General features: G+C 60.9%; 18 protein-coding genes. 15 read left to right on the forward strand and 3 right to left on the reverse strand.

Annotation, left to right across the window (positions count from 1 at the left end):
- Positions 1 to 111 precede the first annotated feature (111 nt).
- The 7 genes from Q0C28_RS07260 (at position 112) to Q0C28_RS07290 (ending at position 7707) form a co-directional block, all read left to right on the forward strand.
- Positions 112 to 1356: a sarcosine oxidase subunit beta family protein gene (locus Q0C28_RS07260; protein WP_293574239.1), complete on the forward strand. Its 1245-nt coding sequence runs from the start codon at positions 112 to 114 to the stop codon at positions 1354 to 1356.
- A 34-nt stretch (positions 1357 to 1390) separates the two neighbouring features.
- On the forward strand, positions 1391 to 1720 hold the full coding sequence (locus tag Q0C28_RS07265; protein WP_293574241.1) for a sarcosine oxidase subunit delta: 330 nt from the start codon (positions 1391 to 1393) through the stop codon (positions 1718 to 1720).
- A gap of 55 nt (positions 1721 to 1775) precedes the next feature.
- Complete coding sequence (locus tag Q0C28_RS07270) at positions 1776 to 4808, forward strand: sarcosine oxidase subunit alpha family protein (RefSeq protein WP_293574243.1); 3033 nt, start codon at positions 1776 to 1778, stop codon at positions 4806 to 4808.
- A complete protein-coding gene (locus Q0C28_RS07275) occupies positions 4801 to 5367 on the forward strand; it encodes a sarcosine oxidase subunit gamma (RefSeq protein WP_293574245.1) in 567 nt (188 codons plus the stop codon). Before Q0C28_RS07270 ends, Q0C28_RS07275 begins: the two co-directional genes overlap by 8 nt.
- 339 nt (positions 5368 to 5706) lie before the next feature.
- The gene (locus Q0C28_RS07280; RefSeq protein ID WP_293574247.1) at positions 5707 to 6132 is read left to right on the forward strand and encodes a hypothetical protein; all 426 of its coding nucleotides are present in this window, start codon (positions 5707 to 5709) and stop codon (positions 6130 to 6132) included.
- 163 nt (positions 6133 to 6295) lie between these two features.
- Entirely contained in the window at positions 6296 to 6778 is a 483-nt protein-coding gene (locus Q0C28_RS07285) for a hypothetical protein (protein ID WP_293574249.1), read from the forward strand.
- Positions 6779 to 7104: 326 nt separating this feature from the next.
- Positions 7105 to 7707, forward strand: a complete 603-nt coding sequence (locus Q0C28_RS07290; RefSeq protein WP_293574251.1) for a superoxide dismutase — start codon at positions 7105 to 7107, stop codon at positions 7705 to 7707.
- Between the two features lie 226 nt (positions 7708 to 7933).
- On the opposite strand, the gene Q0C28_RS07295 is transcribed toward Q0C28_RS07290, so the two are convergent.
- The gene (locus Q0C28_RS07295) at positions 7934 to 8476 is read right to left on the reverse strand and encodes a TIGR00730 family Rossman fold protein (RefSeq protein ID WP_293574253.1); all 543 of its coding nucleotides are present in this window, start codon (positions 8474 to 8476) and stop codon (positions 7934 to 7936) included.
- A 190-nt stretch (positions 8477 to 8666) separates the two neighbouring features.
- Between Q0C28_RS07295 and Q0C28_RS07300 the strand changes: the two genes are divergently transcribed.
- From Q0C28_RS07300 to Q0C28_RS07315, 4 genes are all read left to right on the forward strand, one after another.
- Entirely contained in the window at positions 8667 to 10550 is a 1884-nt protein-coding gene (locus Q0C28_RS07300) for a LysM peptidoglycan-binding domain-containing protein (RefSeq protein WP_293574255.1), read from the forward strand.
- A 246-nt stretch (positions 10551 to 10796) separates the two neighbouring features.
- On the forward strand, positions 10797 to 12605 hold the full coding sequence (locus Q0C28_RS07305) for an ABC transporter ATP-binding protein/permease (protein WP_293574257.1): 1809 nt from the start codon (positions 10797 to 10799) through the stop codon (positions 12603 to 12605).
- Between the two features lie 147 nt (positions 12606 to 12752).
- Positions 12753 to 13049: a YciI family protein gene (locus Q0C28_RS07310; protein ID WP_293574259.1), complete on the forward strand. Its 297-nt coding sequence runs from the start codon at positions 12753 to 12755 to the stop codon at positions 13047 to 13049.
- A 235-nt stretch (positions 13050 to 13284) separates the two neighbouring features.
- A complete protein-coding gene (locus Q0C28_RS07315; RefSeq protein WP_293574261.1) occupies positions 13285 to 13611 on the forward strand; it encodes a hypothetical protein in 327 nt (108 codons plus the stop codon).
- Positions 13612 to 13700: 89 nt separating this feature from the next.
- Here Q0C28_RS07315 and Q0C28_RS07320 read toward each other — a convergent pair whose 3' ends face one another.
- Both Q0C28_RS07320 and Q0C28_RS07325 read right to left on the reverse strand, forming a co-directional pair.
- Positions 13701 to 17522: an efflux RND transporter permease subunit gene (locus tag Q0C28_RS07320; RefSeq protein WP_293574263.1), complete on the reverse strand. Its 3822-nt coding sequence runs from the start codon at positions 17520 to 17522 to the stop codon at positions 13701 to 13703.
- Positions 17519 to 18832, reverse strand: coding sequence for an efflux RND transporter periplasmic adaptor subunit (locus Q0C28_RS07325; RefSeq protein ID WP_293574265.1), 1314 nt, complete (start codon positions 18830 to 18832; stop codon positions 17519 to 17521). Before Q0C28_RS07325 ends, Q0C28_RS07320 begins: the two co-directional genes overlap by 4 nt.
- A 316-nt stretch (positions 18833 to 19148) precedes the next feature.
- On the opposite strand from Q0C28_RS07325, the gene Q0C28_RS07330 reads away from it, so the two are divergent.
- The 4 genes from Q0C28_RS07330 (at position 19149) to Q0C28_RS07345 (ending at position 24181) form a co-directional block, all read left to right on the forward strand.
- Positions 19149 to 19820, forward strand: coding sequence for a tetratricopeptide repeat protein (locus Q0C28_RS07330; protein ID WP_293574266.1), 672 nt, complete (start codon positions 19149 to 19151; stop codon positions 19818 to 19820).
- 141 nt (positions 19821 to 19961) lie between these two features.
- Positions 19962 to 21296: a PQQ-like beta-propeller repeat protein gene (locus Q0C28_RS07335; RefSeq protein ID WP_293574268.1), complete on the forward strand. Its 1335-nt coding sequence runs from the start codon at positions 19962 to 19964 to the stop codon at positions 21294 to 21296.
- 110 nt (positions 21297 to 21406) lie between these two features.
- Positions 21407 to 22870 carry a ribosome biogenesis GTPase Der gene (gene der / locus Q0C28_RS07340; protein ID WP_293574270.1) on the forward strand — a complete coding sequence of 488 codons (1464 nt, stop codon included), beginning with the start codon at positions 21407 to 21409 and terminating at the stop codon, positions 22868 to 22870.
- A 309-nt stretch (positions 22871 to 23179) separates the two neighbouring features.
- Entirely contained in the window at positions 23180 to 24181 is a 1002-nt protein-coding gene (locus Q0C28_RS07345; protein ID WP_293574272.1) for a fatty acid desaturase, read from the forward strand.
- Positions 24182 to 24330 lie beyond the last annotated feature (149 nt).

A 24330-nucleotide genomic window follows, 5' to 3' on the forward strand; every position in this document is an offset into this window, starting at 1 on the left:
GACAGTTTGGGCAGACATGTCGCAACCATACATAAATGCGACGATAAACGGCGCAGGGCGCAGAGGGCTCTGGTGCATATCCAATGGCAGTCACGAACCATCGGATTCGCCATGAAACGTTATTCTGCCTTTGCTGTTGCGCGTGAAGCGCTCCGCTATCACACCGGATGGGAACGCGCCTGGCGCTCCCCCGAGCCCAAACGCCACTATGATGTGATCATCGTCGGTGCTGGCGGCCATGGGCTTGCCACTGCCTATTTCCTTGGCAAGAACTTCGGCATCACCAATGTCGCGATTTTGGAAAAAGGCTGGCTGGGCGGTGGCAACACCGGACGCAACACCACCATCATCCGGTCGAACTATCTGCAGGATCCGTCTGCGGCGCTCTATGAAAAAGCGCGCTCGCTCTATGAGACGATGAGCCAGGACCTGAACTACAACGTGATGTTCAGCCCCCGTGGCGTGATCATGCTGGCGCAGACCGAACATGAGGTGCGCGGCTACAAGCGGACGGCGCATGCCAACGCGCTGCAGGGTGTGCAGACCGAATGGATCGAACCCGCCCGCGTCAAGGAACTGGTGCCGATCATCAACCTCGAAGGTCCGCGCTATCCGGTTCTGGGTGGTCTGTGGCAGGAACGCGGCGGCACCGCCCGCCACGATGCGGTGGCCTGGGGCTATGCGCGGGCATGTTCCGACATGGGCATGGATGTGATCCAGAAATGCGAAGTGACCGGTGTGCGTAGTGAAAACGGCCGTGTGGTTGGTGTGGACACCACCAAAGGCGCGATTGATTGCGACAAGCTGGGCATGGTGGTTGCGGGCAATTGTTCGCATCTGTCGGAGATGGCAGGCTTCCGTCTGCCGGTGGAATCCGTGGCGCTGCAGGCGCTGGTGTCCGAGCCAATCAAACCCTGCATGGACGTGGTGGTGATGGCCAACACGGTGCACGGCTACATGTCCCAGTCCGACAAGGGCGAAATGGTCATCGGTGGCGGCACCGACGGGTTCAACAACTACACCCAGCGCGGCTCGTTCCACCACATCGAAGAAACTGTGCGGGCGCTCAACGAAACCTTCCCGATGGTCAGCCGCCTGAAGATGCTGCGCCAATGGGGCGGCATCGTGGATGTGACCGGCGACCGCTCGCCTCTGGTGTCGAAGACCCCGGTGGACAACATCTTTGTCAACGCAGGCTGGGGCACCGGTGGCTTCAAGGCGATCCCGGGATCCGGCTGGGCGATGGCAGAGTTGATGGCCACAGGTCATTCGCCACTGGCCGAAGAGTTTTCGATGATGCGCTTCAAAGAAGGCAAATTCATCGACGAGAGCGTCGCCGCTGGCGTGGCGCACTGACGTTGCATAAATTCGATATGACGGAGCAAGCACAATGCTGATCCTTGAATGCCCATATTGCGGCGTCAAAGCCGAAGAAACCGAACTGGCCGCTGGTGGCGAAGCGCATCTGAAGCGGTTTGGCCCCGGCTCGTCGGACGAAGAGTTCCACGACTATCTGTTCATGCGCGAAAACCCCAAGGGTGTGCATTTTGAACGCTGGCGCCATGCCAATGGCTGCGGCAAGTGGTTTCATGCCGCGCGCTGCACCATGACGCTGGAAGTCTTTGGCACCTACAGTGCCCAGACCACCGAGCCGCCCCAGGAGATCAAGGACAAGATCTCTGAAAAGCGTCCGGATTGGACATGGCGGGACATAAAATGATCCGTCACTGCCTTTCTTTCCTTTCTGTCGCCTCTTCTTGCGAAAGGTCCGCCACATGAGCACGCGCCTTGCCAACACCGGCCGGTTGATCGACCGCTCCAAACAGATCGAATTCACCTTCAACGGCAAGCGGATGAAGGGGTATGCAGGGGACACGCTGGCCTCTGCTTTGCTGGCCAACGACCAGATGATGGTTGGCCGTTCGTTCAAATACCACCGCCCCCGCGGTGTTGTTGCCTCCGGCCCCGAAGAGCCCAACGCATTGGTTGGTCTGGGCACGGGTGACCGGTTCGAGCCGAACCAGCGCGCGACCACGACCGAGCTGTTCTCCGGTCTGTCGGCGCAGTCGCAGAACCATTGGCCGAGCCTGGATTTCGACGTTCTGGCCATCAACAACAAGCTGAGCCGCTTCCTGACGGCGGGCTTTTACTACAAGATGTTCATCCACCCGCGTCCGCTGTGGAAACATGTCTATGAGCCGATCATCCGCCAGTCCGCGGGTCTGGGCAAAGCACCTGACAAAGAGCTGAAGGACGCTGACACCTACGAGCACTTCTATTTCTTTGCAGATGTGCTGGTGATTGGTGGCGGTGTGGCTGGTCTGCAGGCGGCAAAAGCAGCGGCAGAGTCCGGTGCCAAGGTCCTGCTGATCGAACAGCACAATTACTGGGGTGGTCGTGCGCCTGTTGACGGCGGCACCATCGACGGCATGGAACCAGGCGCTTGGGTTGAGAAAACCCTCGAAGAGCTGCGCGGCATGGACAATGTCACCCTGCGCGACCGCTGCATGGGTGCGGGCGTCTATGACCACGGCTATGCGCTGGGATATGAGCGTCTGACCGATCACGCACCTGGCCAGGGTGGTCCGCGTCACCGTCTGTGGCGGATCCGCGCCAGCCAGATCGTCACCGCGACGGGCGCCATCGAACGGCCGCTGTCCTTTGCGGGCAACGATATCCCCGGTGTGATGCTGGCGGCATCAATGCGCGATTATGCGGTGAACTGGGGTGTGACCCCGGGCCAGAAAGTGGTGGTTGCGACCAACAACGACGACGCTTATCGCACTGCGATCGCGCTGCACGGCGCGGGCGTTGAGATCGTGCGCGTTCTGGACACCCGCGACAGCGGTGGTGGCGCCCTGATGGAAGAGGTCCGTCAGCTGGGCATCCGTGTGGAATGTGGCCGTGGCATCGCCAAGGTGAAGGGCACTAAGCGCGTGACCGGCGTTGCGATCTGCGCCCAGAACGGCGAAGGCGGCGCGCAGGAAGAGGTGGCTGCAGACGCGGTTGCCATGTCCGGCGGCTGGTCACCAGTTGTCCACCTGTGGTCCCATTGTGGCGGTAAACTGGTCTGGGATCAGGCGCATGCCAACTTCCGCCCCGATCCTGAGCGTCCCCCACTGGGTGCCGATGGCAACGGGTTTGTGGTTGCTGCCGGTGCAGCCAATGGTGCCAGCGATCTCGGTGCGGCTCTGCAGGATGCGCAGACCGCAGGTGAAGCCGCAGCCAATGCCGCAGGCTTCACCCCCAAGACCGTCAATGCCCCTGCGGCAGAGGCCCCGGTCGAAACCCCGATGCAGCCAGTTTGGTTGATGCCTGCCAAGGCGGATATCAAGCTGCGGATGAAATCCTGGCTGGATTATCAGAACGACGTCAAAGTCTCTGACGTGCAGCTGGCTGCGCAGGAAGGCTTCGAAAGCGTCGAGCATACCAAGCGGTACACCACGCTGGGCATGGCAACCGATCAGGGCAAACTGTCCAACATCAACGGTCTGGCCATTCTGGCGGACTCGCTGGGATCGGAAATTCCGCAGGTAGGCACCACCACCTTCCGTCCGCCCTATCACCCGATTTCGATGGGTGCGATTGGCGGCGAGGCCCGTGGCGAGATCTTCCAGCCGCTGCGCAAGACGCCGATGTATGAATGGCACGACAGCAACGGCTCCGACTGGGAGCCGGTGGGCCAATGGCGCCGTCCTTTTGCCTATGTGCGGTCGGGCGAAACCCTGCATGATGCGGTGAACCGTGAGGTCAAAAACACCCGCGAGAACCTCGGTCTGCTGGACGCCTCCACCCTGGGTAAGCTGGTCGTGAAAGGTCCGGATGCGGGCAAGTTCCTCGACATGATGTACACCAACATGATGTCGACGCTGAAGATCGGCAAATGCCGCTATGGTCTGATGTGTTCCGAGAACGGCTTCCTCATTGATGATGGGGTTGTTGCGCGCATCGATGAAGACACCTGGTTGTGCCACACCACCACCGGCGGTGCCGAGCGGATCCACGGCCATATGGAAGAGTGGTTGCAGACCGAATGGTGGGACTGGAAAGTCTATGTTGCCAATGTGACCGAGCAGCTGGCTCAGGTTGCCGTGGTTGGCCCCAACGCGCGTAAGGTTCTGGAAAAGCTGAACGAAAAAGCGGGCGGTGGCATGGATGTCTCGAAAGAGGCGCTGCCGTTCATGGAATGGCGCGACGGTGAGATCGGCGGCTTCAAGGCGCGGGCCTATCGCATCTCCTTCTCGGGCGAGCTGTCCTACGAGATTGCGGTTGCTGCCTCTGATGGTCTGGCATTCTGGACCGCCCTGATGGAAGCGGGCCAAGAGTTCGGCGTGATGCCTTATGGCACCGAATGTCTGCACATCCTTCGGGCCGAGAAAGGCTTCATCATGATTGGTGATGAAACCGACGGCACCGTTATTCCGCAGGATCTGGGTCTGCACTGGGCGCTTTCGAAGAAGAAGGAAGACTTCCTCGGCAAGCGGGCGCATTCGCGCAGCCACATGGCAGATCCCGATCGCTGGCAGCTGGTTGGTCTGGAAACCGTTGATGGTTCTGTCCTGCCGGATGGCGCTTATGCGGTGGGCAACGGTGTGAACGCCAATGGTCAGAAAAACACCATCGGGCGTGTGACCTCGACCTATTATTCCTCGAACCTTGGCCGTGGCATTGCCATGGGTCTGGTCAAACACGGGCCCAAGCGGATGGGCGAGGTCATCGACTTCCCCGGAACCGATGGCAAAATCTACAAGGCCAAGATCGTCGATCAGGTCTTCTATGACAAAGAAGGGGAGAAGCAGAATGTCTGATCCTGTCAGCGCAATGAGCGGAGCGACATTCGCAGGACTGGCCAAAGTCGAAGACAGCGGTCTGCAGGGCATGATCACGCTGCGCGGCGATCTGGCCTCTGCTGTCCTGCAAGCGGCAGTGAAGGCGGCGACGGGCGCTGAGGTGCCTGTCAGCGGTCAGGTGGCCCTGTCTGATCAGGGCGGTGTCGCCTGGATGTCCCCGGATGAGCTGCTTTTGCTGGTGCCTTACGCTGAGGTCGACGCCAAAGTGTCCGAGCTGTCCGAAGCACTGAAGGGCGAACATGCGCTCGCGGTCAACGTGTCGGATGCGCGCGGTGTGTTCCGCCTGTCCGGCGAGGGCGCCCGCGAAGTTCTGGGCAAGGTCTGCCCGGTCGATATGTCGGCAGAGGCCTTCAAGCCGGGTCAATTCCGGCGCACCCGTATGGCGCAGGTGGCTGCAGCCTTCTGGCTTGATCATGATGGTGTGTTCCACATCGTCTGTTTCCGCTCGGTTGCGGCCTATGTGTTCAACCTGCTGTCGGCCTCGGCGCATCCACAATCCAAGGTTGTCGTCTACTGATCGTCAGCAATTTTAACTTGTGACATCACAGGATGCACGCTAAAGTGTCCCCTAGGATTTCCGGGGGCACTTTTTATTTGTTGTTCGGGCTTTAGCCCATTTGTCTCCCTGCACAGCCGCTTCGGAAGCCGAGATAGTCGACCGCCGTTTTTCCACGGTGGGCTGGTTGTGATTTGAGGTTTTATGTTCCGTTTATTTCCGACTGCACGCGCACAGTGCAGGGCTGCTGTTTTGGGTGGTCTTCTTGTTTTGCCACAGGTGGGCCTGACTGATGCTCTGAGTGGGCGTTTTTCCTGCGAGATGCGGACCATTTCGGGGCCGGGATGGATCCCGCCGAAGTTGACCATGCGCTTCGGTGAGGGCGAGGACCGCGGGCAATCGGGTGCGCAAGATAGTGACCAGAGTGGCGAACAGGCCAGCAAGCAAAACGCCAAGAACTTTGGCGAGGTGATCCACAACAGCACCGGTGGTTTGATCGCAGGACATCCGCTGAAAGCCACGTTCTTTGCGATGGGGCCGATGTCCTATCGGATCAGCTGGTCAGTGATGGGCGCGGGACTGGCCAACGCCGGCGACACCGGGGAAGTGCATTACCGCGCGACCATGAACCTGCGCAACATGAAGCTGTCGCTGCAGGTGATCTCGGGGATGATCGAAGGGGATCAACCGCGCGCCGTGGGCCAGTGTCAGCGCCTGCCAGACAACAGTCCAGATGGCAGCCCAGATACTGTGCAAATTGGCGAAATCATAACCGAACAGGGCTGATCGCTGCAAAATCGGATCGCTCGGGAACCAGACCGCTCCGAACCCAGGCTGCTCCGAAAATATGCGGGGAGTTGCACGGGCTCAGTGCAGCCCCCTTCAAACAGATCTCTCGCAGGGTGCTGGATGTTTGACCTGCGAAAAATATGAAAAAGGTCAACATGATATGCGAGATTTGATTTCCGGCGTGCGGGCCGCAGCGCTGGCCACTGGATTGGTTGCGGTGGGCCTGATGGGCGCAATGGCGGGCTCTGCCGAGGCGGCCGACGGGCAGGCCGGCGGACCGCGGCTCTATTCCTGCAAGGTGCAATCCTATGAAAAACACGGCTGGATCGCGCCAGAGGTGCTGATTTTTGTTGATCATGGCGAGAAGTTCGTCGGTGTCCTGGATGGGATCATCTACAACACCCAGAAACGTGCGGAATTTGTCGAGTATGACCCGCGGTCCAAACAGCGCCTGAAGCTGAAATGGACGTTGAACAATGTGGGGTCGCGCAGTGGCTCAACGAAGGTCAGTTATACGGCTACTTTGGATGAACGGCGGATGAAAGTGTCGTTGACGGCGCGGGTGCATGGCTATGACAACCGCCCCCCCGGCAGCGGCCCCTGCACCGTGAGCAACAAGCGGCCGAAGCACTTCACGAAGTGATCCGCGCGGTCCTGTTACGCTGACTCGTCCAGGCCCCCGGTTTTCCGGCCTGGTTTTACGACCTGGTTTTCCGGCCTGAGCGTAGCGGTGGGACGCTGGGGGTAGGCAAGTGCTTAGCCAGTGAAGGGCAGGGCGTAGACTTGGCCGTTTCGGCCTGCCGCCCTTGCGCCTTCGCTACCGGGCATGGCGGCGAATTGCGCTGCCGTGACGGTCTGAGCGAAAGACTTAGGTATTTTTGCAGAGTTTCGGTTGCTTGGCCTTGACCAGACGGCAGGTGGGACGCATGTATCTGCGCAGGAACGCAACATTTCAGACAGGGGGCCCCCATGGCTTTTGAACTTCCCGATCTTCCCTATGCCCATGATGCATTGGCATCCAAAGGCATGTCTGCAGAAACACTGGAATATCACCACGATCTGCACCACAAAGCCTATGTCGACAACGGCAACAAGCTGATCGCTGGCACCGAGTGGGACGGCAAGTCCATGGAAGAGATCATCACGGGCACCTATGACGCAAATGCCGTCGCCCAGAACGGGATCTTCAACAACATCTCGCAGCTGTGGAACCACAACCAGTTCTGGGAAATGATGGGCCCAGGCGGTGACGTGATGCCGGGTGAGCTGGAAAAGGCGCTGGTCGAGAGCTTTGGCTCGGTTGACGAGTTCAAGTCCCAGTTCTCTGCTGCTGGTGCAGGTCAGTTTGGCTCCGGCTGGTGCTGGCTGGTGAAGAACGCTGACGGTTCGCTGGCTGTGACCAAGACCGAAAATGGCGTGAACCCGCTGTGCTTTGGCCAGACCGCGCTGCTGGGCTGCGATGTGTGGGAGCACTCCTACTACATCGATTTCCGCAACAAGCGTCCGGCGTATCTGACCAACTTCCTGGACAACCTGGTTGACTGGGAAAACGTGGCCTCGCGTCTGGGCTAAGGCCGGGTCGTCAGACATTTGGCAGGATCTGCTGAGGTGGATCTTGCCGCTTCGAAAGGCACCGTTTGCGCGGTGCCTTTTTTGTTGGTCGGTTTCTCGGACGCCAGGCGATAGGACACCAGCTCTGACGAAACCAGGCCAGACGAAACCAATTCTAGCGGCGCGGGGTGTCGTCCTGCCTGGCGACCGGCCGACACCGCTGTGGCGCACACCGCTGTGGCGCTGATCAGGCGGTCAGCTGGGCCATCACATCATCCACCGATGACACCCAAATCAGCGCCTCTGCGGTATCCTCTCCGGCGAAACCTTCGGCGACGATATGGTCGACCAGCGTCTTGAGGGGCGTCCAATAGTCATCGATGTTCAGCACGTAGATCGGTTTGCGGTGCAGATCCAACTGGCGCCAGGTTAGCGCCTCGAACAGCTCATCCAGAGAGCCTGCGCCACCAGGCAAAACCACGACCGCATCGGCGTTGTAGAGCATCACCTTTTTGCGTTCATGCATGGTTTCGGTGACGATATAGCTGGTCAGATCCGTTTTGCCGATTTCGCGGCGCACCAGATGTTCGGGGATGACGCCGAAGGTGTCGCCGTCTGCGGCCTGCGCGGCGCGGGCCACACGGCCCATCAGCCCCACATCACCGGCGCCATAGACCAGCCGTAGGCCATGCTCGGCGAGCCCCTTGCCGAGCGCTTCGGCAGCGGCGCCATAGCTTTCGCGCCCGCCATCGCGCGATCCACAATACACACAGACGGATTGAATAGGCATCAAATCACCTTTTTTGTTGTGTTCAGGTCGGAAATAGGTGGTGTTTTGAGGCGTGATAGCGGCAATACCGGGGTGTCTCAAGCATCAGCTGCTGGTTTTGCGGGTCATTGGGGGATCCGCTGGCAGCCCGGCGAAGCTGCACGAAGACCGGCCATGGGACAAATGGGCCGAAGAACTGGGAAGGACTGAGATGACAAATGGAACCGGCAAAAGCGGCCTGTCAGGGGGCGCGATCGGGGGGATTGCGCTTGGGGTTGCTGTGGTTGTGGCGGTTGGTGCGGGGGTTGTGTTCTGGCAACAGCGACAGCTGCCGCTGCAGGAGCCTGCCAATACGGGCAGTGATCCGCTGCTGACAACCAGAGCCGATGCGGCGGATGCCGGGGCCAACGATGCGGCGGATGCGGGGGGCAACGATGCGGCGGATACGCCTGCGGAGGAGCCAGTAGCCTCTGCGCCACAGTCGACAGAAGAGACAGCGGCACCGGTGGAGCCAGCACCCGAGGTGACGGCAGAAGACAGCACTGCGCCCGAGGCGGCATCAGACCCAGAACCAGTTGCAGACGCAACCACCGATGCCGCGACCGGAACAGAGGCCGCAGCGGAGAATGCTGCAGACGCGGCCTCCGAGCCTGCCGCAGAGGCGGCTGCCCCAGTGGTCACTGAGCCCGAGGTCACCGAGCCAGAGACTGGGACCGTTTTGGCCGCGCCGGAGCTGGATCTGGTGCGGATTGAAACAGACGGCAGCGGTGTTGTTGCAGGATCGGCCACGCCAGGGGCGGAGGTGTTGATCCTTCTGGACCTGCAGGAAATCCATCGGGTTGTGGCCCAGGGCGACGGCTCCTTTGTGGCTTTTGTCGATGTGCCGGTTCTGGCGCGTCCCCAGGTGTTGTCGCTGTTGGCGCAGCTGGGAGATCAGGAACAGGCCTCCGCAGCAGAATTCATCCTGGCCCCTGTGCCACCGGTTGCGGTGGCTGAGAACAGCAGCGGCGCTGAAACGCCCGCGCCGCAACCCACCGAAAGCGGACAAGCCGCGAATGATACAACATCAGTGGCGGATGCGTCCGCAACGGAGGCGGCGCCAGCGGTCACGAGTGACACAGCCACCGACACAGCCACTGACACAGGCACTAACACTGAGAGCGAGGCCGCCACGGAAGCCGAGGCTGAGAGCGCAACCGAGATTGCATCAGCACCCGCAGCGGAGACAACGACAGATGTCGCGCCCGAAGATGGGGCAGAGCAGACCAGTGCCCAAGCTGCAGCTGTCGCCGCGGAGGCAGAAGAAAACGCGGATACGGTCGTGACGGCGGCAGATACTGCTGCCCAAACAGAAGTCGAAACCGCCACAACAGAAACGGTTACGGCAGAGGCTGTTGCAGCGGAGGCTGCGAGCCCAGAACCGGTAGTTCAGCCAGAGGAGATCGCAGCGGCGGACCCAGAGTCTGATCCGACTGTTGCTCCTGCTGCTGATCCTGTTGAACAAGGCGTCGCAGTTCTGCGTTCTGACGCCTCCGGTGTGCAACTGGTCCAATCGGCAGAGCCACAGGCGCAACAGGACCAACCGGATCTGGCGCTGGATACGATCTCCTATGATGCCTCTGGCGCCGTGTTGCTGAGCGGACGCGGGCAGGCCAATGCGGTGGTGCGGGCCTATCTCGACAACAAAGCGATTGCTGATCTGGCGATTGGCACCGATGGGCGCTGGGGTGGCAAGCTGATGGATGTGGCGCCCGGGATCTATGCCTTGCGGCTTGATGCGCTGGACAGTGAGGGCAAGGTGCTGAGCCGCCTGGAAACCCCGTTCAAACGCGAAGCGCCCGAGGTGCTGCAGCCGCAGATTGCCGCCGCTGATCCAGCCGCAGAGACCACTAGCGAAGCAGATGCTACCGCACCAGCCGTAGCCGAACCTCCGGTGCGGGCGGTGACCGTGCAGCAGGGGGATACGCTCTGGGCGATTTCGCGGGCGCGCTATGGCGATGGGCTGTTGTTCGTGCGGGTGTTCAATGCCAACCGCGATGCCATTCGGGACCCGGATCTGATCTACCCCGGCCAGGTCTTTACCCTGCCGGAGTGATCTGCCCCGGCAGGCTGTATTCGACTGCCCCGGGTCTGCAGGTGTTTGATGCCTGAGCGGATGCTTCACCTGATACCACAGCTGATGCTACATCTGATACTGGGGTCCGCTCATTTGCTGCTGAATGTTTGGGACCAGGTATTCAGAACTCGGCATTCAGGACCTGGTATCCGGGATCCGTGATTAGGGCGCTGGCCAAACCGGGGCGGTCGACCTATGTGAAGGGCCTTGAACTGAGGACACGTGATGAGCGACACAAACACCCCCACCGCCCAGGATGAACGCCAATCCGGTTTGCGGACGTTGCGCAAGGTTGGCCCTTACCTCTGGCCCGAGGGTCAGCTGGGCGTGAAAACCCGCGTGGTTCTGGCCCTTGCGGTGCTGGTCCTGGCGAAGCTGGTCGCGGTCTATACCCCTGTGCTTTACAAAGGCGCGGTTGATGGCCTCTCTGCGGAGGGTGTGCCGCCATTGGCGCTAGGGGCTGTCGGGCTGACTGTGGCCTATGGTATGGCGCGGATCCTGACCACAGGGTTCCAGCAGCTGCGTGATGCGCTGTTTGCGCCCGTGGGGCAGCGGGCCCTGCGGATGTTGGCGCTGGAGACATTCCGCCACATACATCGCCTGTCGATGCGGTTTCACATCACCCGCAAGACCGGCGGGCTGAGCCGGATCATCGAACGCGGTGTCAAGGGTGTGGAGTTCCTGCTGCGGTTCCTGTTGTTTTCCATTGGTCCCCTGATCCTGGAACTGGTGCTTGTGGCCGTCGTGCTCGCCGTGCTGTTTGACATCTGGTATCTGGTCGTGGTGGCCGGGACCGTTGCGGTCTACATCTGGTTCACCTTTGCGGTGACGGAATGGCGGGTGAAGCTGCGGCGTGAGATGAACACGCAAGACACCGATGCCAATCAAAAGGCCATCGACAGTTTGCTCAACTATGAAACGGTCAAGTATTTCGGCGCTGAGCGCTGGGAGGCAGAGCGCTATGACGTGGCGATGCGCGGTTATGCGAAGGCTGCGTTGAAGACGGCCTATTCCCTTGCGTTTTTGAACTTCGGTCAGAGCTTGCTGATCACCGCGGGGCTGGTGGCGGTGATGGTGATGGCAGCAATTGGCGTGCAGAACGGAGAGCTGACCGTCGGCGATTTTGTCATGGTCAACGCCTATATGATCCAGATCACCGTGCCGCTGAATTTCCTGGGCACGGTGTACCGCGAGATCCGTCAGAGCCTTGTGGATATGGGCGAAATGTTTGATCTGATCGAACAGGATCCCGATGTGACTGACCGGGCCGGGGCAGTGCCTTTGCAGGTGCAGGGCGGCACGATCGCCCTGAACGAGGTGCATTTCGGATATGACGAGAACCGTGAAATCCTGAAAGGTGTCAGCCTCACGGCGCAGGCCGGGCAGACGGTGGCCATTGTGGGATCGACCGGATCGGGCAAATCCACCATCGGTCGGCTGTTGTTTCGGTTTTATGATGTGACCAGCGGGGCCCTCACAATTGACGGGCAGGACGTGCGGGATGTGACACAGGAGAGCCTGCATCGCGCCATCGGTGTGGTGCCGCAGGATACCGTGCTGTTCAACGACACCATCCGCTACAACATCGCGTATGGCAGGGCAGGGGCCTCCGATGCGGAGGTTGAACAGGCCGCCCGCGATGCGCAGATCCATGAGTTCATCATGCGTTTGCCCGAAGGCTATGACACCCAGGTTGGCGAACGCGGCCTGAAGCTGTCTGGCGGGGAAAAACAGCGTGTCGGCATTGCCCGGACCCTGCTGAAGAACCCGCCGATCCTGTTGTTGGATGAGGCGACGTCGGCGCTGGACACCGATACCGAAAAAGAGATCAAGGACGCTCTGTCGCGGGCTGGTCAGGGCCGCACGGTGATCACCATCGCTCACCGGCTGAGCACGGTTGCCGAGGCAGATCAGATCATCGTGCTTGAACAAGGGGTGATTGCGGAGACCGGCACCCATGACGCGCTCTTGGAGCGCAACGGGCGTTATGCGCGGCTCTGGCACCTGCAGCAATCCGACGAGGAGGCCGCCTGAGAGGCGCGTGAGGCTCTGGCGGGGGCGGGTGCTTTCGGTCGGTTGGGCAGATGTGCGCAGCTCTCTGGTGTCATGCGCGCTCAGGTCTGGCCCTAGGCGCGCGATCCCGGCTGTCACAGTCTGCGCCAACCATTGCGGGAGGGACAGATGCGTTGGGCTGTTGTGTTTCAGGATGATGTCGAGATGCTGGCCGTGCGGGCTGATCAGCAGTTGCGCGACGCTCATGTGGCCTTTGCGCGTGCGCATCCCGAGTTGTTGATCGGCGGCGGCTTGGCACCTGATGTGGAGGCAGATTTCTGCGGTGCCCTGTGGGTCGTGGAGGCGGCAACCCGCGCCGAGGTTGTGGCACTGATCGAAGCGGATCCGTTTTATGTGCCCGCGCACCGGCGCTATGACGTGTTCACCTGGGGAAAGATCCTGGAGGATCAGTTCGTCACGCTTTGACGGATCGGATTAGGGCCGCGCATTCATTGCGACACGCACCGGTCTTTGTTGCCAACGGTACTCGTGTAACGGCGCATATGCCCTCAGTCCCCCGACATGCCCCCCCTCAATCTGCCGCTTGCTGGGACTGGTCGCTGCGGGGTTTTTCATTGACCGGTGAAACGTGGTCACTTAGGTGCGTTGTCTCGGGTGCCCTCGGCGCAGCGCCGTTCGGCCTGGCTGAAAGGATGAATTGATGAAGAAACTTCTGCCCTCTCTCTCTGCGATCATGTTGCTGGCGTCTCAGGCGCCGGCTTTCGCGGAGGATCTGGATTTCCTGCTGATCAACGAAAGCAGTGCAGATCTGGTTGAGTTCAACGTGTCGCCTGCGTCTTCGGAAACCTGGGAGGACAACCTGCTGGCGGGGGGCTATCTTGCGCCCGATTATGAGATCGAAGTGCTGATCGCCGATGGTGCGACCACTTGCATTTATGACATCCGGGGTGCGTTTTCCGATGGGTCGGAGGCCGAGGACTATGGGCTCGATCTGTGCGATCTGGGTGAATACACTTTTACCGACTGATCCCATCTCTGGCTGATCCGATTGTCTCAGGTCAGCTGGCGCCAACGAAAAGCCCCGCTGCAGAGCGGGGCTTTTTTGTGTTTCTGTGGTTATTCAGCGGCACGCAGCGGCGTGGTCGGCGGCTGATCTGCCTGCGCCTCTGATCCGGCCTGCGCCTCTGACCTGGCCTGCGACTTTGGTGTCGCGCCATTGTCCAGCTTGCCTTCCCGCTCCCACAGGATTTCGGTGGTCGGCAGGGTGCGGGCCTTGGTCGCCAGACGCATGTCGCGGGCGATCCGGCTGGCGCGACCCTTGGTGATGCGGGCCAAGAGGCGAGCACCAGCGGACACATAGATCCACAGCCAGACCCGAATGGCGAGCAGCGAGGGCGTCACCAGCAGTGTCAGCACGGTGGCAATGCCCAGACCAAACACCACCGCGGTGGCCAGCTGTTTCCACCACAGCGAGGTGGGGCTGTCGATGGAATAGCCGCCGTTGATGAAGTCGAGGCTGAGCCCGAACATCATCGGTGCCAGACCGGCCATCGTGGTGATGGTGGTCAGCAGAACCGGACGGATCCGGGCCTCCGCGGTGCGGATGATTGCCTCGATCCGGGGCATCTGGCGAGCGTATTCCTGATAGGTGTCGATCAGAACGATGTTGTTGTTCACCACGATACCGGCAAGCGCCACGATCCCTGTGCCAGTCATGATGATCGAGAACGGCTGCTGCATCACCATCATGCCGATCAGCACGCCGGTGGTGGACAGAATCACCGCCAGGAGCACCAGGATGGAGTTGTAGAAGCTGTTGAACTGCGCCAGCAGGATCACGAACATCAACGCCAGCGCCCCGGCAAAGGCCTTGGACAGGAAGGCACCAGATTCGGCCTGTTCTTCCTGATCGCCGGTCCACTCCCACGAGATATCCGCAGGGGGCGGGGAGGCGTTGAGCCATTCGGTCAGCGCAGCGATCCGTTCATTTGGGTTCAGCGCCGTGACGCGGGCACCGTCATCCAGGGCATCCTGCAGCGCGGTTTCGGAGGTTGCGGTCTCCAGGCTGACCAGGCTCAGGCCTGCGCCACTGCTATCGCTCAAGGCGCCGTCGACCCCTTCGGGCAGCATTTTGACATAGGCCAGGATCGCGCCACCGTTTGCATCTGCACCGCCGGTTGTGACCTTGGCCATGCCCGGTTCCACATCGGCCTTCACGTCATAGAAACGTTCTTGGCCGATGCGGTTGATCTGCGCCAGTTTGGGCACTGGCTGGCGGGTGATGAAGTTCGACAGGGGCACCAGGCCATCGCTGGTGCGCACTTTCAACGTATCCAGCGTGGACAGCACCCGATCCTGTTCCGGCAGGCGCACGCGGATTTCGATTTCCTCGTCAGAGGTATCCACCCGCATGGTGTCCAGGAGGATACCACGGGTCACCAGCTGCACCATTGCACCGACGGTGGCCACATCTGCGCCGTAGCGGCCAGCCTTTTCGACATCCACGTCGATCTGCCAGTCGATGCCAGGCAGGGGCAGGCTATCCTCGATCAGGGTGAGACCGGGGGTCTTGTCGAACTGGGCGCGCGCGGCCAGCGTTGCTGAGGTGAGCGTGTCCCAGTTGTTCCCTTTCAGTCGCAGGTGCACCGGTTTGCCGGTGGCGGGACCCTGCACCAGCGCGCGGATCTCGGCCTCGAACCCGGGCAGTTTGGCCAGTTCGGCGTTGATCTCTTCGATGACGGTGTCGCCGTCGAATTCGGTCGCTGTCACCTGACGGGTGAACCAGCCGTTGAACCAGGTTTCTGTCTGGGTCGGACGATCCTCCCAGGGGATGATTTCGAATTGGACCTGGCCCACCGTATCAGGCGGGATCTGAGAGCCGGAGCTGTCGGTGTTTAGACCGCCTTCGCCTGCGAAGGCAAAGACGTTCACCACGGCCGGGTGGCTTTGGATGATTTCTTCGGTCAGCCGCACCATCGCGTCTTCTTCGGTCAGCGAGGTGTTGCCGCGGGCGCGCACGTAGGCGGTTGCCTGTTCGGGCTCGGATTCCACGAAGAATTCGACGCCGTAGTTGTTTTCGCTGAACAGGCTGAACACCGTCATGATTGACACGCCGACAGCCGCCAGGGTGACGATGGGCATCACCGGGTTGCCGACGATGAATTTGATGAAATGACCAAAGGGCGTGGGGCGATATCCCGCATCGACCTGGGTCTGTTCACGCCGCAGGCTGGCAGCCCCCAGTGTGACAGAGGCGCCAAAGGCCGAGAGCACGAAGATCAGCGCGCCGATGATGACCGCCGCATTTGCCGGCATGCCGACAGGCAGCAGATAGGCGGGGTTCAGCATCTGCATGGCACCGGCAAACATGCCCCAGAGTGTGACAGGCACCAGCGCGGCGCGGAACCACCAAGGCGTGGTGTGGCGCAGACCATCAGAGAGGTGTTCGAACACGCGGCTCATGCGACCAGTCACACCGCCCATTACCGGCAGGTAGATCAGCGCCACCACCAGCGAAGCGGAGAGAACAAAGATCAGCGTGACAGGCAGCATACCCATGAATTCACCGGGCACACCGGGCCAGAACAGCATTGGCAGGAACGCACAAAGCGTGGTCGCGGTGGAGGACACAACCGGCCAGAACATCCGCTGGGCCGCCTCGACATAGGCGTGCATCGGGCCGGTGCCCTCTTTGATGCGTTTGTCGGCGTATTCCACCACAACAATCGCGCCATCCACCAACATCCCCACAGCCAGGATCAGGCCGAACATCACGATATTCGAGATGCTGACGCCCATCACAGCGAGGAAGGCAAAACACAACAGGAACGAGGTCGGAATGGCAAAGCCAACCAGCAGCGCAGCACGGCTGCCCAGGGCCGACAAGACCACGATCATCACCAGCGCAACAGCCGTCAGCACCGACCCTTCGAGCTGGCTGACCATGGAGCCGACAACGCGGCTTTGATCGTTGGAGGTGCCGACCTGAACGGCCGCCTGCAATTCCGGTGGCCAGCTCTTGCGGGATTGCGCAAGCGTCGCTTTGACCTGGTCGACCGTGTCGATCAGATTGTAGCCCTTCCGCTTGACGACCTGCAGCGCCACGGTTTCTTCGCCATTGAAGCGCGCGGTGCCGCGGCGATCTTCGAAGGTGAAGTTGATGGTCGCCAGTTCGCCCAGGGTGACCACGCGGTCGCCATTGGTTTTGACAGGCAGCGCGTAGATGTCTCCAACGTCGTCAAAGGAAGAGGGGATTTTGACCGAAAAAGTACCCTGATTGGTCTCGACCTCGCCAGCGGCGATCAGCTGGTTGTTGTTCTGCACAACGGTGATCAGCTCCAGCGCGGTCACGTTGTAGGATTCCAGACGCAGAGGATCGATCAGGACCTCGACCATTTCATCGCGGTTGCCTGCGATCCCGGCTTCCAGAACCGATTCCAAGGCTTCCAGATCGTCCTGCAAATCCTTGGCGATCCGCGCCATGGTGCGTTCGGGAACTGCGCCTGTCAGGTTGACGATGACGATGGGGAATTCGGAGAAGTTGATTTCGTTGATGGAGTATTTCTCCGCCCCATCCGGGAAATTTGCCTCGGCCTTGTCCATGGCATCGCGCACATCGGCCATGATCGCGGTTTTGTCCCAGCCGAAATCGAATTCCAGCGCCACACCGGCGTAACCCTCGGCGGCGGTGGCGGTCATTTTGTCCAGACCATCCAGATCGGCGAGTTCGGTTTCCATCACCTTCACCAGAAGGGATTCGGAATCCTCCGCCGAGATGCCGGGGAACGACACAGAGATGAACAGGGCCGGGATTTCGATGTCCGGCTCGCCCTCTTTGGGCAGGCTGGCGTAGGCGAAACCGCCCACCAATAGCGAAATGGCGATAAACGCCAGGATCATGCGGGCCCGTTCAGCGGCCCAGGAAACGATGCCGGTCATTCGGACACCTCACGGTAGGTGGGGGTGACGGGGACGCCTGCGACGACGAAGTCCTGCCCCATGACGATCACATCAGCCTGCTCTGGCAGCCCGCTGACCCATACGCCATCGGCTGCATCGCGCAGCAGTTGGACTGGGAAGAAGGCAACAGTCTGCTCGCTGTCGACAACGCGCACACCCAGCATGCCATCGTTGTTGAGCGTCAAAGCAGATTGCGGCAACTGGTGGGCCTTGGTGCCTTCGGCGGCGATCACGATGTCCGCGGTCTGCCCGTCACGGATCGCCAGATCCGGGTTGGGGACAGTGATTTCGACCTCAAAGGTGCGGGTAGTGGGATCGGCCGAACGGCTGATGAAGGTGACTTTGCCAGCAATCTGTTTGCCAGTGGCCAGTTCGGCCCCGGCGCGCGCACCAATGGTGACCCGGTTGACCTCGGTCTCGGGCACAAAGCCGACCAGTTTGATGGTGTCCAGCTGGATCACAGTCGCGCAGAGGCTGCCGGGCTGCATCAGGCTGCCCAGTTCGGCGGTGTCGCTTTCCAGCAGCCCGTCAAATGGCGCGTGGATGGCGAGCCGGTCCATTTCTTTCTGCGCGGCGGCCACTTCGGCGGAGGCGGCTTCGATGCCCGCGCTGGTGGTTTCCAGCCCGGTTTCAGCGGTCGCAACACCCGCCACAGCAGAGCGTTCGGCCGCCTGCGCCGAGGCCAGGCGCGTTTCAGAGGCATACCCCCCTTCGGAGAGCTTTTCTGCCGCGGTCAGGTTGATGCGGGCCTCGCGCAACCGGGCGCGGGCCTCATCCAGGCGGGCGCGGGCTTCGGGAACGCGGATCTTTGCTTCGGACAGGCGGGCGTTGGCTTCCAGCAGGGCGGCAGGGCGGGTGCCGGGATCCAGTTCACACAGCAAATCGCCTGCGCGCACCTGGGCACCTTTGCGCAGTGGGTCGGAAATCACAGGAGATGAGGTTTCTGCCCGCACCTCGACCTGGCGGGCGGCCTGGGTCTGTCCGCGCAACACCACAGCGCTGTCGATGCCACGGGCGGTGCTGCGCAGCGCCACCACATCGACGCGGCGGACATCTGGGTCAGCGGTGGCTGCGGCTGCATCGGTGCTGTCCGCTGCGGGTGCTGCAACCGTTGCGTCGCTCGCGACCTGCTCGGTGGCAGATAGATCCGCGTCCAGCGCGGCCACTTCGACACCCTCTGCGTCAGCGGCATCACCGCGGGCAAAAGCCAGCAAGGCGTCTCTTTCGATAACGGCATAATACAAGCCTGCCGTCACAACAGCTGCGGTTATGATTGGAACTACACGCATCCCGAGGGCCTTCCCAAATTTCTGTATCCAGCTACGGATCAATCGGACGTCACTATCAATATAGCATGTTCGCCCCAAGAGGGGCACGGTCACGAAAATTACGCAACACGCGGCCCAGTGATATGTGCGATATAGGGCTTGTCCACAGTAAACTATGTAGTTCAGTTCACATTTTTTGCCTTTTTCGTGGCATCTGTTGGTCTTTGCGGCTTCCGGGGCCACTTGGCTTAGGTCCGCTTGCGTTGTAAGAGAGGCGGGAGACATAAAAACTTAGCCGCCAGAGCAAGGCTTTGCAGGCGCTGTCAGGGACAAATTCATGAGCGATACCGATAGTTTTATCGATGAGGTGACCGAGGAGGTCCGCCGCGACCGGCTGTTCCTGATGCTGAAGCGCTATGGCTGGATCGGCGGTGTTGCCGTTGCGCTGATCGTTGGCGGCGCGGCTTACCGCGAATACGACCGGGCGCAGACCGCTGCGGCGGCGCAGGCGCTTGGGGATCAGATGATCGCTGCGCTGGATCAAAACGACAGTGCAGAGCGGGCCGAAGCGCTTGGCGCGATTGCGGCGGATACGGCCAGTGGTCAGGCGCTTCAGAAGCTGCTGGAGGCCGGTGCGCTGGTGGAGGCCGGTGACCGCGAGGCGGCTGTCGCGGCTTTGAACCTGGTTGGCAGCAATGGCGATGTGGCAGAGATCTATCGCCATATTGCAACCTTCCGCGCCTTGGTTCTGCAGCAGGACACATTGTCAGCTGCAGATCGTCGTTTGCAGTTCGAGGCGCTGGCCCGGCCTGGTGCGCCACTGGATCTGCTCGCCAAGGAACAGCTGGCGCTGATCGACATCGAATTGGGCGAAACGGATGCCGCGATCATCAAGCTGCAGGAAATCACCGAAGCGGCAGATGCAACCGCGGACTTGAAAGACCGGGCCACGCAAGTGATTGTGGCCCTTGGTGGATCGCTCGACGCGGCTGAGCCACAGGACGGTTAAGGCCCCGCAGGCCCCGTAAGGCCGTGGGGCAAATAGCTGTCGGGTAAAGGAATTGGGCCAATTGGCCATGGCTGAGCGGGGCAATCCGGCGGTGGTGGCTGACAAAAGTATTTTAAACGGGACTGGGCACGGGACAGGGCAATGACGGCAGTGAAAAGCGTTTGGCGGGCAAGCCGCTTGTTGGGGGGCAGCGCCTTGGTTCTTGGTCTCGTCGCGTGCAGCGAGCCGGAAGAGATTTTGCGCGGCGAGCGTGAAAACCTGCGGGCTGAGGGCTTTGTTGCGCAGGCAACGCCGCTTTCGCCCGAGGGTCGTGCTATCTCCCTTCCTGCGGCGCGTGCGAACATCGATTGGCCACAGATCACCGGTGTGTCCGCTCTGCGACCGGGGCATCCGGCCCTGTCCGCGGCACCGGTTCCGGCCTGGGACGTGTCGATTGGCGAAGGCGACAGCCGACGTCAGCGCATCACCGCAACACCGGTCGTGGGCGATGGGCGCATCTACACGCTTGACAGCGCGGCCATGGTCAGCGCGGTGAGCCCTGCGGGCCAGGTGCTTTGGCAGCGCGATCTGGTGCCTGCGAGTGAAAAGGGGGACCAGGCCACCGGTGGTGGCATCGCCTTTGACGGTGGGGTGGTTTATATATCTTCCGGCTTTGGCCTGCTGAGCGCGTTGGACGCGGCCAGCGGCGCGGTGATCTGGCAACAGGAGCTGGAGGCCACAGGCTCCGGTCAGCCGACCGTGCGCGATGGTTTGGTCTATGTGGTTGCAGGCGATGATACCGGCTGGGCCGTGCAGGCAAAAGACGGTCGGATCGCCTGGCAGATCAAGGGCACGCCAAGCCCCTCCAATGTGTTGGGCGCGCCAGCCCCGGCCGTGACTGATGAGTTGGCGATCTTTGCCTTCGGCTCTGGCGATGTGAGCGTGACCTTCCGCCGGGGAGGGTTTCAGCGTTGGAACGCCTCTGTCGCTGGAGAGCGTGTCGGGCGCACGATCTCACGTATTGCCGATGTGACAGGAGCGCCTGTGGTCGCTGGCAATCGTGTGTATCTTGGCAATCATTCCGGCCGCACCGTGGCGTTCGACCTGGAGAGCGGTGAACGTCTGTGGACCGCGCGTCACGGTGCCATCGATCCGGTCTGGCCGGTCGCAGGCAGCCTGTTCCTGATCAGTGATCTGGGCGAATTGGTGCGTCTGGATGCAGCCACCGGCGACACCGTCTGGACGAGCGATCTGCCCGGATACCTGAAGGACAAGCCCCGCAAGCGCGGCGCGATTGTGGCCCATCACGGCCCGGTTCTGGCCGGTGGTCAGATTGTGGTTGCGTCAAACGATGGGTTGCTGCGGTTCTTTGACCCGGAAACCGGCGGGCTGCTGCGCAGCGTTGCGGTTTCGGGTGGGGCCAGCACCGCACCTGTCGTGGCGGGCGAAACGCTTTATGTGGTGTCCACCAAAGGTCAGTTGCACGCCTTTCGCTGATCTTTCGCCGCACCACCACTGCGGTCTGTTGTTGAAATCTGTCAATGCGCTCTGGCAGGGCGCGTCCAGATGCGCTAAGGGGCGCGTCTGAATCGCTGAAAGTTGGTCTGATGTCTTTTACCCTGGCTATCGTGGGACGCCCGAATGTGGGCAAATCCACTCTGTTCAATCGTCTCGTCGGCAAGCGGCTGGCGCTGGTGGATGACCAGCCGGGCGTGACGCGCGACCTGCGCGAGGGCGAAGCGCGGCTGGGCGATCTGCGCTTTACGGTTGTGGATACGGCGGGTCTGGAGGATGCCACCGACAATTCGCTCGAAGGGCGGATGCGGCGTCTGACGGAGCGGGCGGTGGATATGGCGGATATCTGTCTGTTCATGATCGACGCGCGCACCGGGGTGACCCCCACGGATGAGCTGTTTGCCGATATCCTGCGCAAGAAATCCGCTCATGTCATTCTGGCCGCCAACAAAAGCGAAGGCGCTGCCGCCGATGGCGGCGTGCTGGAAGCCTATGGTCTGGGATTGGGGGAGCCGATCCGCCTGTCTGGTGAACACGGCGAGGGGATGAATGATCTCTATTCCCAGCTGATGCCGCTGGCGGATAAGTTCGAAAAACTCGCGGTCGAAACCAGCCCCGAAACGGATGTCAGCCTGGACGATGAAATCGGCGAAGACGACGACCTGTCAGTGCCCGTGCCGACCGCAAACAAACCGTTGCAGGTTGCCGTTGTGGGCCGTCCCAACGCGGGTAAATCCACATTGATCAACAAGATCCTCGGCGAGGACCGGCTGTTGACCGGCCCCGAGGCGGGCATCACCCGTGATGCGATTTCATTGCAGATCGACTGGCAGGGCACGCCGATGCGGGTGTTTGACACCGCAGGCATGCGCAAAAAGGCCAAAGTCCAGGAAAAGCTGGAAAAACTATCGGTCTCTGATGGTCTGCGCGCGGTCAAATTTGCCGAAGTGGTCGTGGTGCTTTTGGATGCGGCCATTCCATTTGAACAGCAGGATTTGCGGATTGCCGATCTGGCCGAGCGCGAGGGCCGTGCGGTGGTTGTGGCGGTGAACAAATGGGATGTCGAAGACAACAAACAGGAAAAACTGCGTGACCTGAAAGAGGCGTTCGATCGCCTGCTGCCCCAGCTGCGTGGCGCCCCGTTGGTGACGGTATCGGCCAAAACCGGCAAGGGCCTGGACCGGCTGCACGGCGCCATCATGCGGGCCTATGCGGTATGGAACCGCCGGGTGCCCACCGCGGCGCTGAACCGCTGGCTGGTTGGGATGCTGGAACAGCACCCACCACCGGCGCCGCAGGGCAAGCGGATCAAATTGCGCTATATGACCCAGGCGAAGACCCGCCCACCGGCCTTTGTGGTGATGTGTTCCCATCCGGACAAACTGCCCGACAGCTACAGCCGGTATCTCGTGAATGGATTGCGGCAGGATTTCGATATGCCCGGCACGCCAATCCGGCTTTATATGCGCGGGCAGGGGGATAAAAACCCCTATAAAGGCAAGCGGGAAAAGAACGCTGGTGCCTTGGCCAAGCACCTGAAAAACCGCAAGAGCTGATCTGGCGGAAACACGATTTGAAGGGGGGGGGCCGTTGGACGCTCCCTTTTTGGTTGTGCGCGGCACCTATGGCGCGCGAGGCGTCTGGCCTCGGATTTGACCAATTTGCGCGAGCTTTGCTAGGCTGGCTTGGCACTGTTCCAACTGGGTTGAGATTTGGGTGACCATGTTGGCCTGCTTGGGGCGGTGGTGTGATGAGTATATGTGCCCTAGGTTTTCGGCCCTGCCGCGTTGGCCGCAAACCAGGTCTGGCCCGCATTGTTTGGGGCGGAAGGCACGATGTGGTGGGCTGCGCGGTGGGGGGACGGCATGGATCTGCGCGCGCATACCCATCAATTTTGCCAAAAGGACAACGGGCTGGCGTCGCTCAGCTTCTTTGGGACGTTTCTTTTGTATGTCGCGGCTCTGACCGTGGCGATTGCCTTTGCCGATCAGCTGGTGGTGCTGCTCTGTGCCGGTGTGGTGTTCGCCTTTGCGGCGGTGCGGCTTTATGTGTTGCAACATGACACTGGCCACGCGTCTCTGTTCGAGACCCGGCGGCAGAATGACATCGCTGGCCATGTTCTGTCGGTCTTCACCTTTGCGCCGTTTGAGGTGATGAAGCAGAACCACAATGCCCATCACGCCCATGTTGGCAATTTGGATCACCGCGAGTCCGGTGAGATCTACACCATGACGCTGCGGGAATGGCAGGTGGCTGGTTGGACGCGGCGGTTGGGCTATCGGCTGTATCGCAATCCGTTCGTACTGGTGCCGTTGGGTGCCGCCTTCACCTATTTCATCCGCTACCGCTGGCCGAAGAACACGCTGAAATACGGCGCGCGCGGGGTTATCCTGCACAATCTGGCGATTGCGGTGTTCCTGGCGGGGCTGTTTTGGCTGGCCGGGCTGCGCGGAGTGCTGATCTGGCTGGCGTTTTCCTTTGTTGGGGGGATGATCGGTGTGTTTCTGGTCTACCTCCAGCACAATTTCGAAGACACCTATTGGGATCGGCGCCCGGATCTGAATCCGCAGGTTGCAGCTTTGCGGGGCTCTTCCTGTCTGGATTTTGGCTGGTTTTTTGATTTTGCGGTTGCCAATATCACCTTGCACGACATTCATCATTACAACGCCCGTATCCCCAGCTATCGGTTGCGGCGCTGCCATCATAGTCTGCCGCCTGACGTGGCGCCTCGCCGGATCGGTTTTGTTGAGGCGATCCGCGCCCTTGGCCTAAAACTATGGGACGAGGAACAGCAGCGCTTAGTGCCGTTTCCGGCGCCTGCGGGTCGCAAGATGGCAGCACTGCCGGAGCGTGGGCAAAAGGCCTAGTTGATTACACCTAGGCAGCACACCTATAAATTCCTTATCATTCGTATTGGCTTGTGCTTCATTTCCAGCAAAACAACATGCTGGGGTGTGAAAATGGCGCGTTCGGACATGAGCGATCTGGAGTGGGAGTTCATCAAGGCAGTCTTGCC

This window comes from Phaeobacter sp. (assembly GCF_022825805.1).
Lineage (GTDB): Bacteria > Pseudomonadota > Alphaproteobacteria > Rhodobacterales > Rhodobacteraceae > Phaeobacter.

Excerpts from the sequence above, each read along its gene's own strand:
- Q0C28_RS07260 (WP_293574239.1), top strand. The coding sequence starts at position 112 with ATGAAACGTTATTCTGCCTTTGCTGTTGCGCGTGAAGCGCTCCGCTAT.
- Q0C28_RS07265 (WP_293574241.1), top strand. The coding sequence starts at position 1,391 with ATGCTGATCCTTGAATGCCCATATTGCGGCGTCAAAGCCGAAGAAACC.
- Q0C28_RS07270 (WP_293574243.1), top strand. The coding sequence starts at position 1,776 with ATGAGCACGCGCCTTGCCAACACCGGCCGGTTGATCGACCGCTCCAAA.
- Q0C28_RS07275 (WP_293574245.1), top strand. The coding sequence starts at position 4,801 with ATGTCTGATCCTGTCAGCGCAATGAGCGGAGCGACATTCGCAGGACTG.
- Q0C28_RS07285 (WP_293574249.1), top strand. The coding sequence starts at position 6,296 with ATGCGAGATTTGATTTCCGGCGTGCGGGCCGCAGCGCTGGCCACTGGA.
- Q0C28_RS07290 (WP_293574251.1), top strand. The coding sequence starts at position 7,105 with ATGGCTTTTGAACTTCCCGATCTTCCCTATGCCCATGATGCATTGGCA.
- Q0C28_RS07295 (WP_293574253.1), bottom strand. The coding sequence starts at position 8,476 with ATGCCTATTCAATCCGTCTGTGTGTATTGTGGATCGCGCGATGGCGGG.
- Q0C28_RS07300 (WP_293574255.1), top strand. The coding sequence starts at position 8,667 with ATGACAAATGGAACCGGCAAAAGCGGCCTGTCAGGGGGCGCGATCGGG.
- Q0C28_RS07305 (WP_293574257.1), top strand. The coding sequence starts at position 10,797 with ATGAGCGACACAAACACCCCCACCGCCCAGGATGAACGCCAATCCGGT.
- Q0C28_RS07310 (WP_293574259.1), top strand. The coding sequence starts at position 12,753 with ATGCGTTGGGCTGTTGTGTTTCAGGATGATGTCGAGATGCTGGCCGTG.
- Q0C28_RS07315 (WP_293574261.1), top strand. The coding sequence starts at position 13,285 with ATGAAGAAACTTCTGCCCTCTCTCTCTGCGATCATGTTGCTGGCGTCT.
- Q0C28_RS07320 (WP_293574263.1), bottom strand. The coding sequence starts at position 17,522 with ATGACCGGCATCGTTTCCTGGGCCGCTGAACGGGCCCGCATGATCCTG.
- Q0C28_RS07325 (WP_293574265.1), bottom strand. The coding sequence starts at position 18,832 with ATGCGTGTAGTTCCAATCATAACCGCAGCTGTTGTGACGGCAGGCTTG.
- Q0C28_RS07330 (WP_293574266.1), top strand. The coding sequence starts at position 19,149 with ATGAGCGATACCGATAGTTTTATCGATGAGGTGACCGAGGAGGTCCGC.
- Q0C28_RS07335 (WP_293574268.1), top strand. The coding sequence starts at position 19,962 with ATGACGGCAGTGAAAAGCGTTTGGCGGGCAAGCCGCTTGTTGGGGGGC.
- der (WP_293574270.1), top strand. The coding sequence starts at position 21,407 with ATGTCTTTTACCCTGGCTATCGTGGGACGCCCGAATGTGGGCAAATCC.
- Q0C28_RS07345 (WP_293574272.1), top strand. The coding sequence starts at position 23,180 with ATGGATCTGCGCGCGCATACCCATCAATTTTGCCAAAAGGACAACGGG.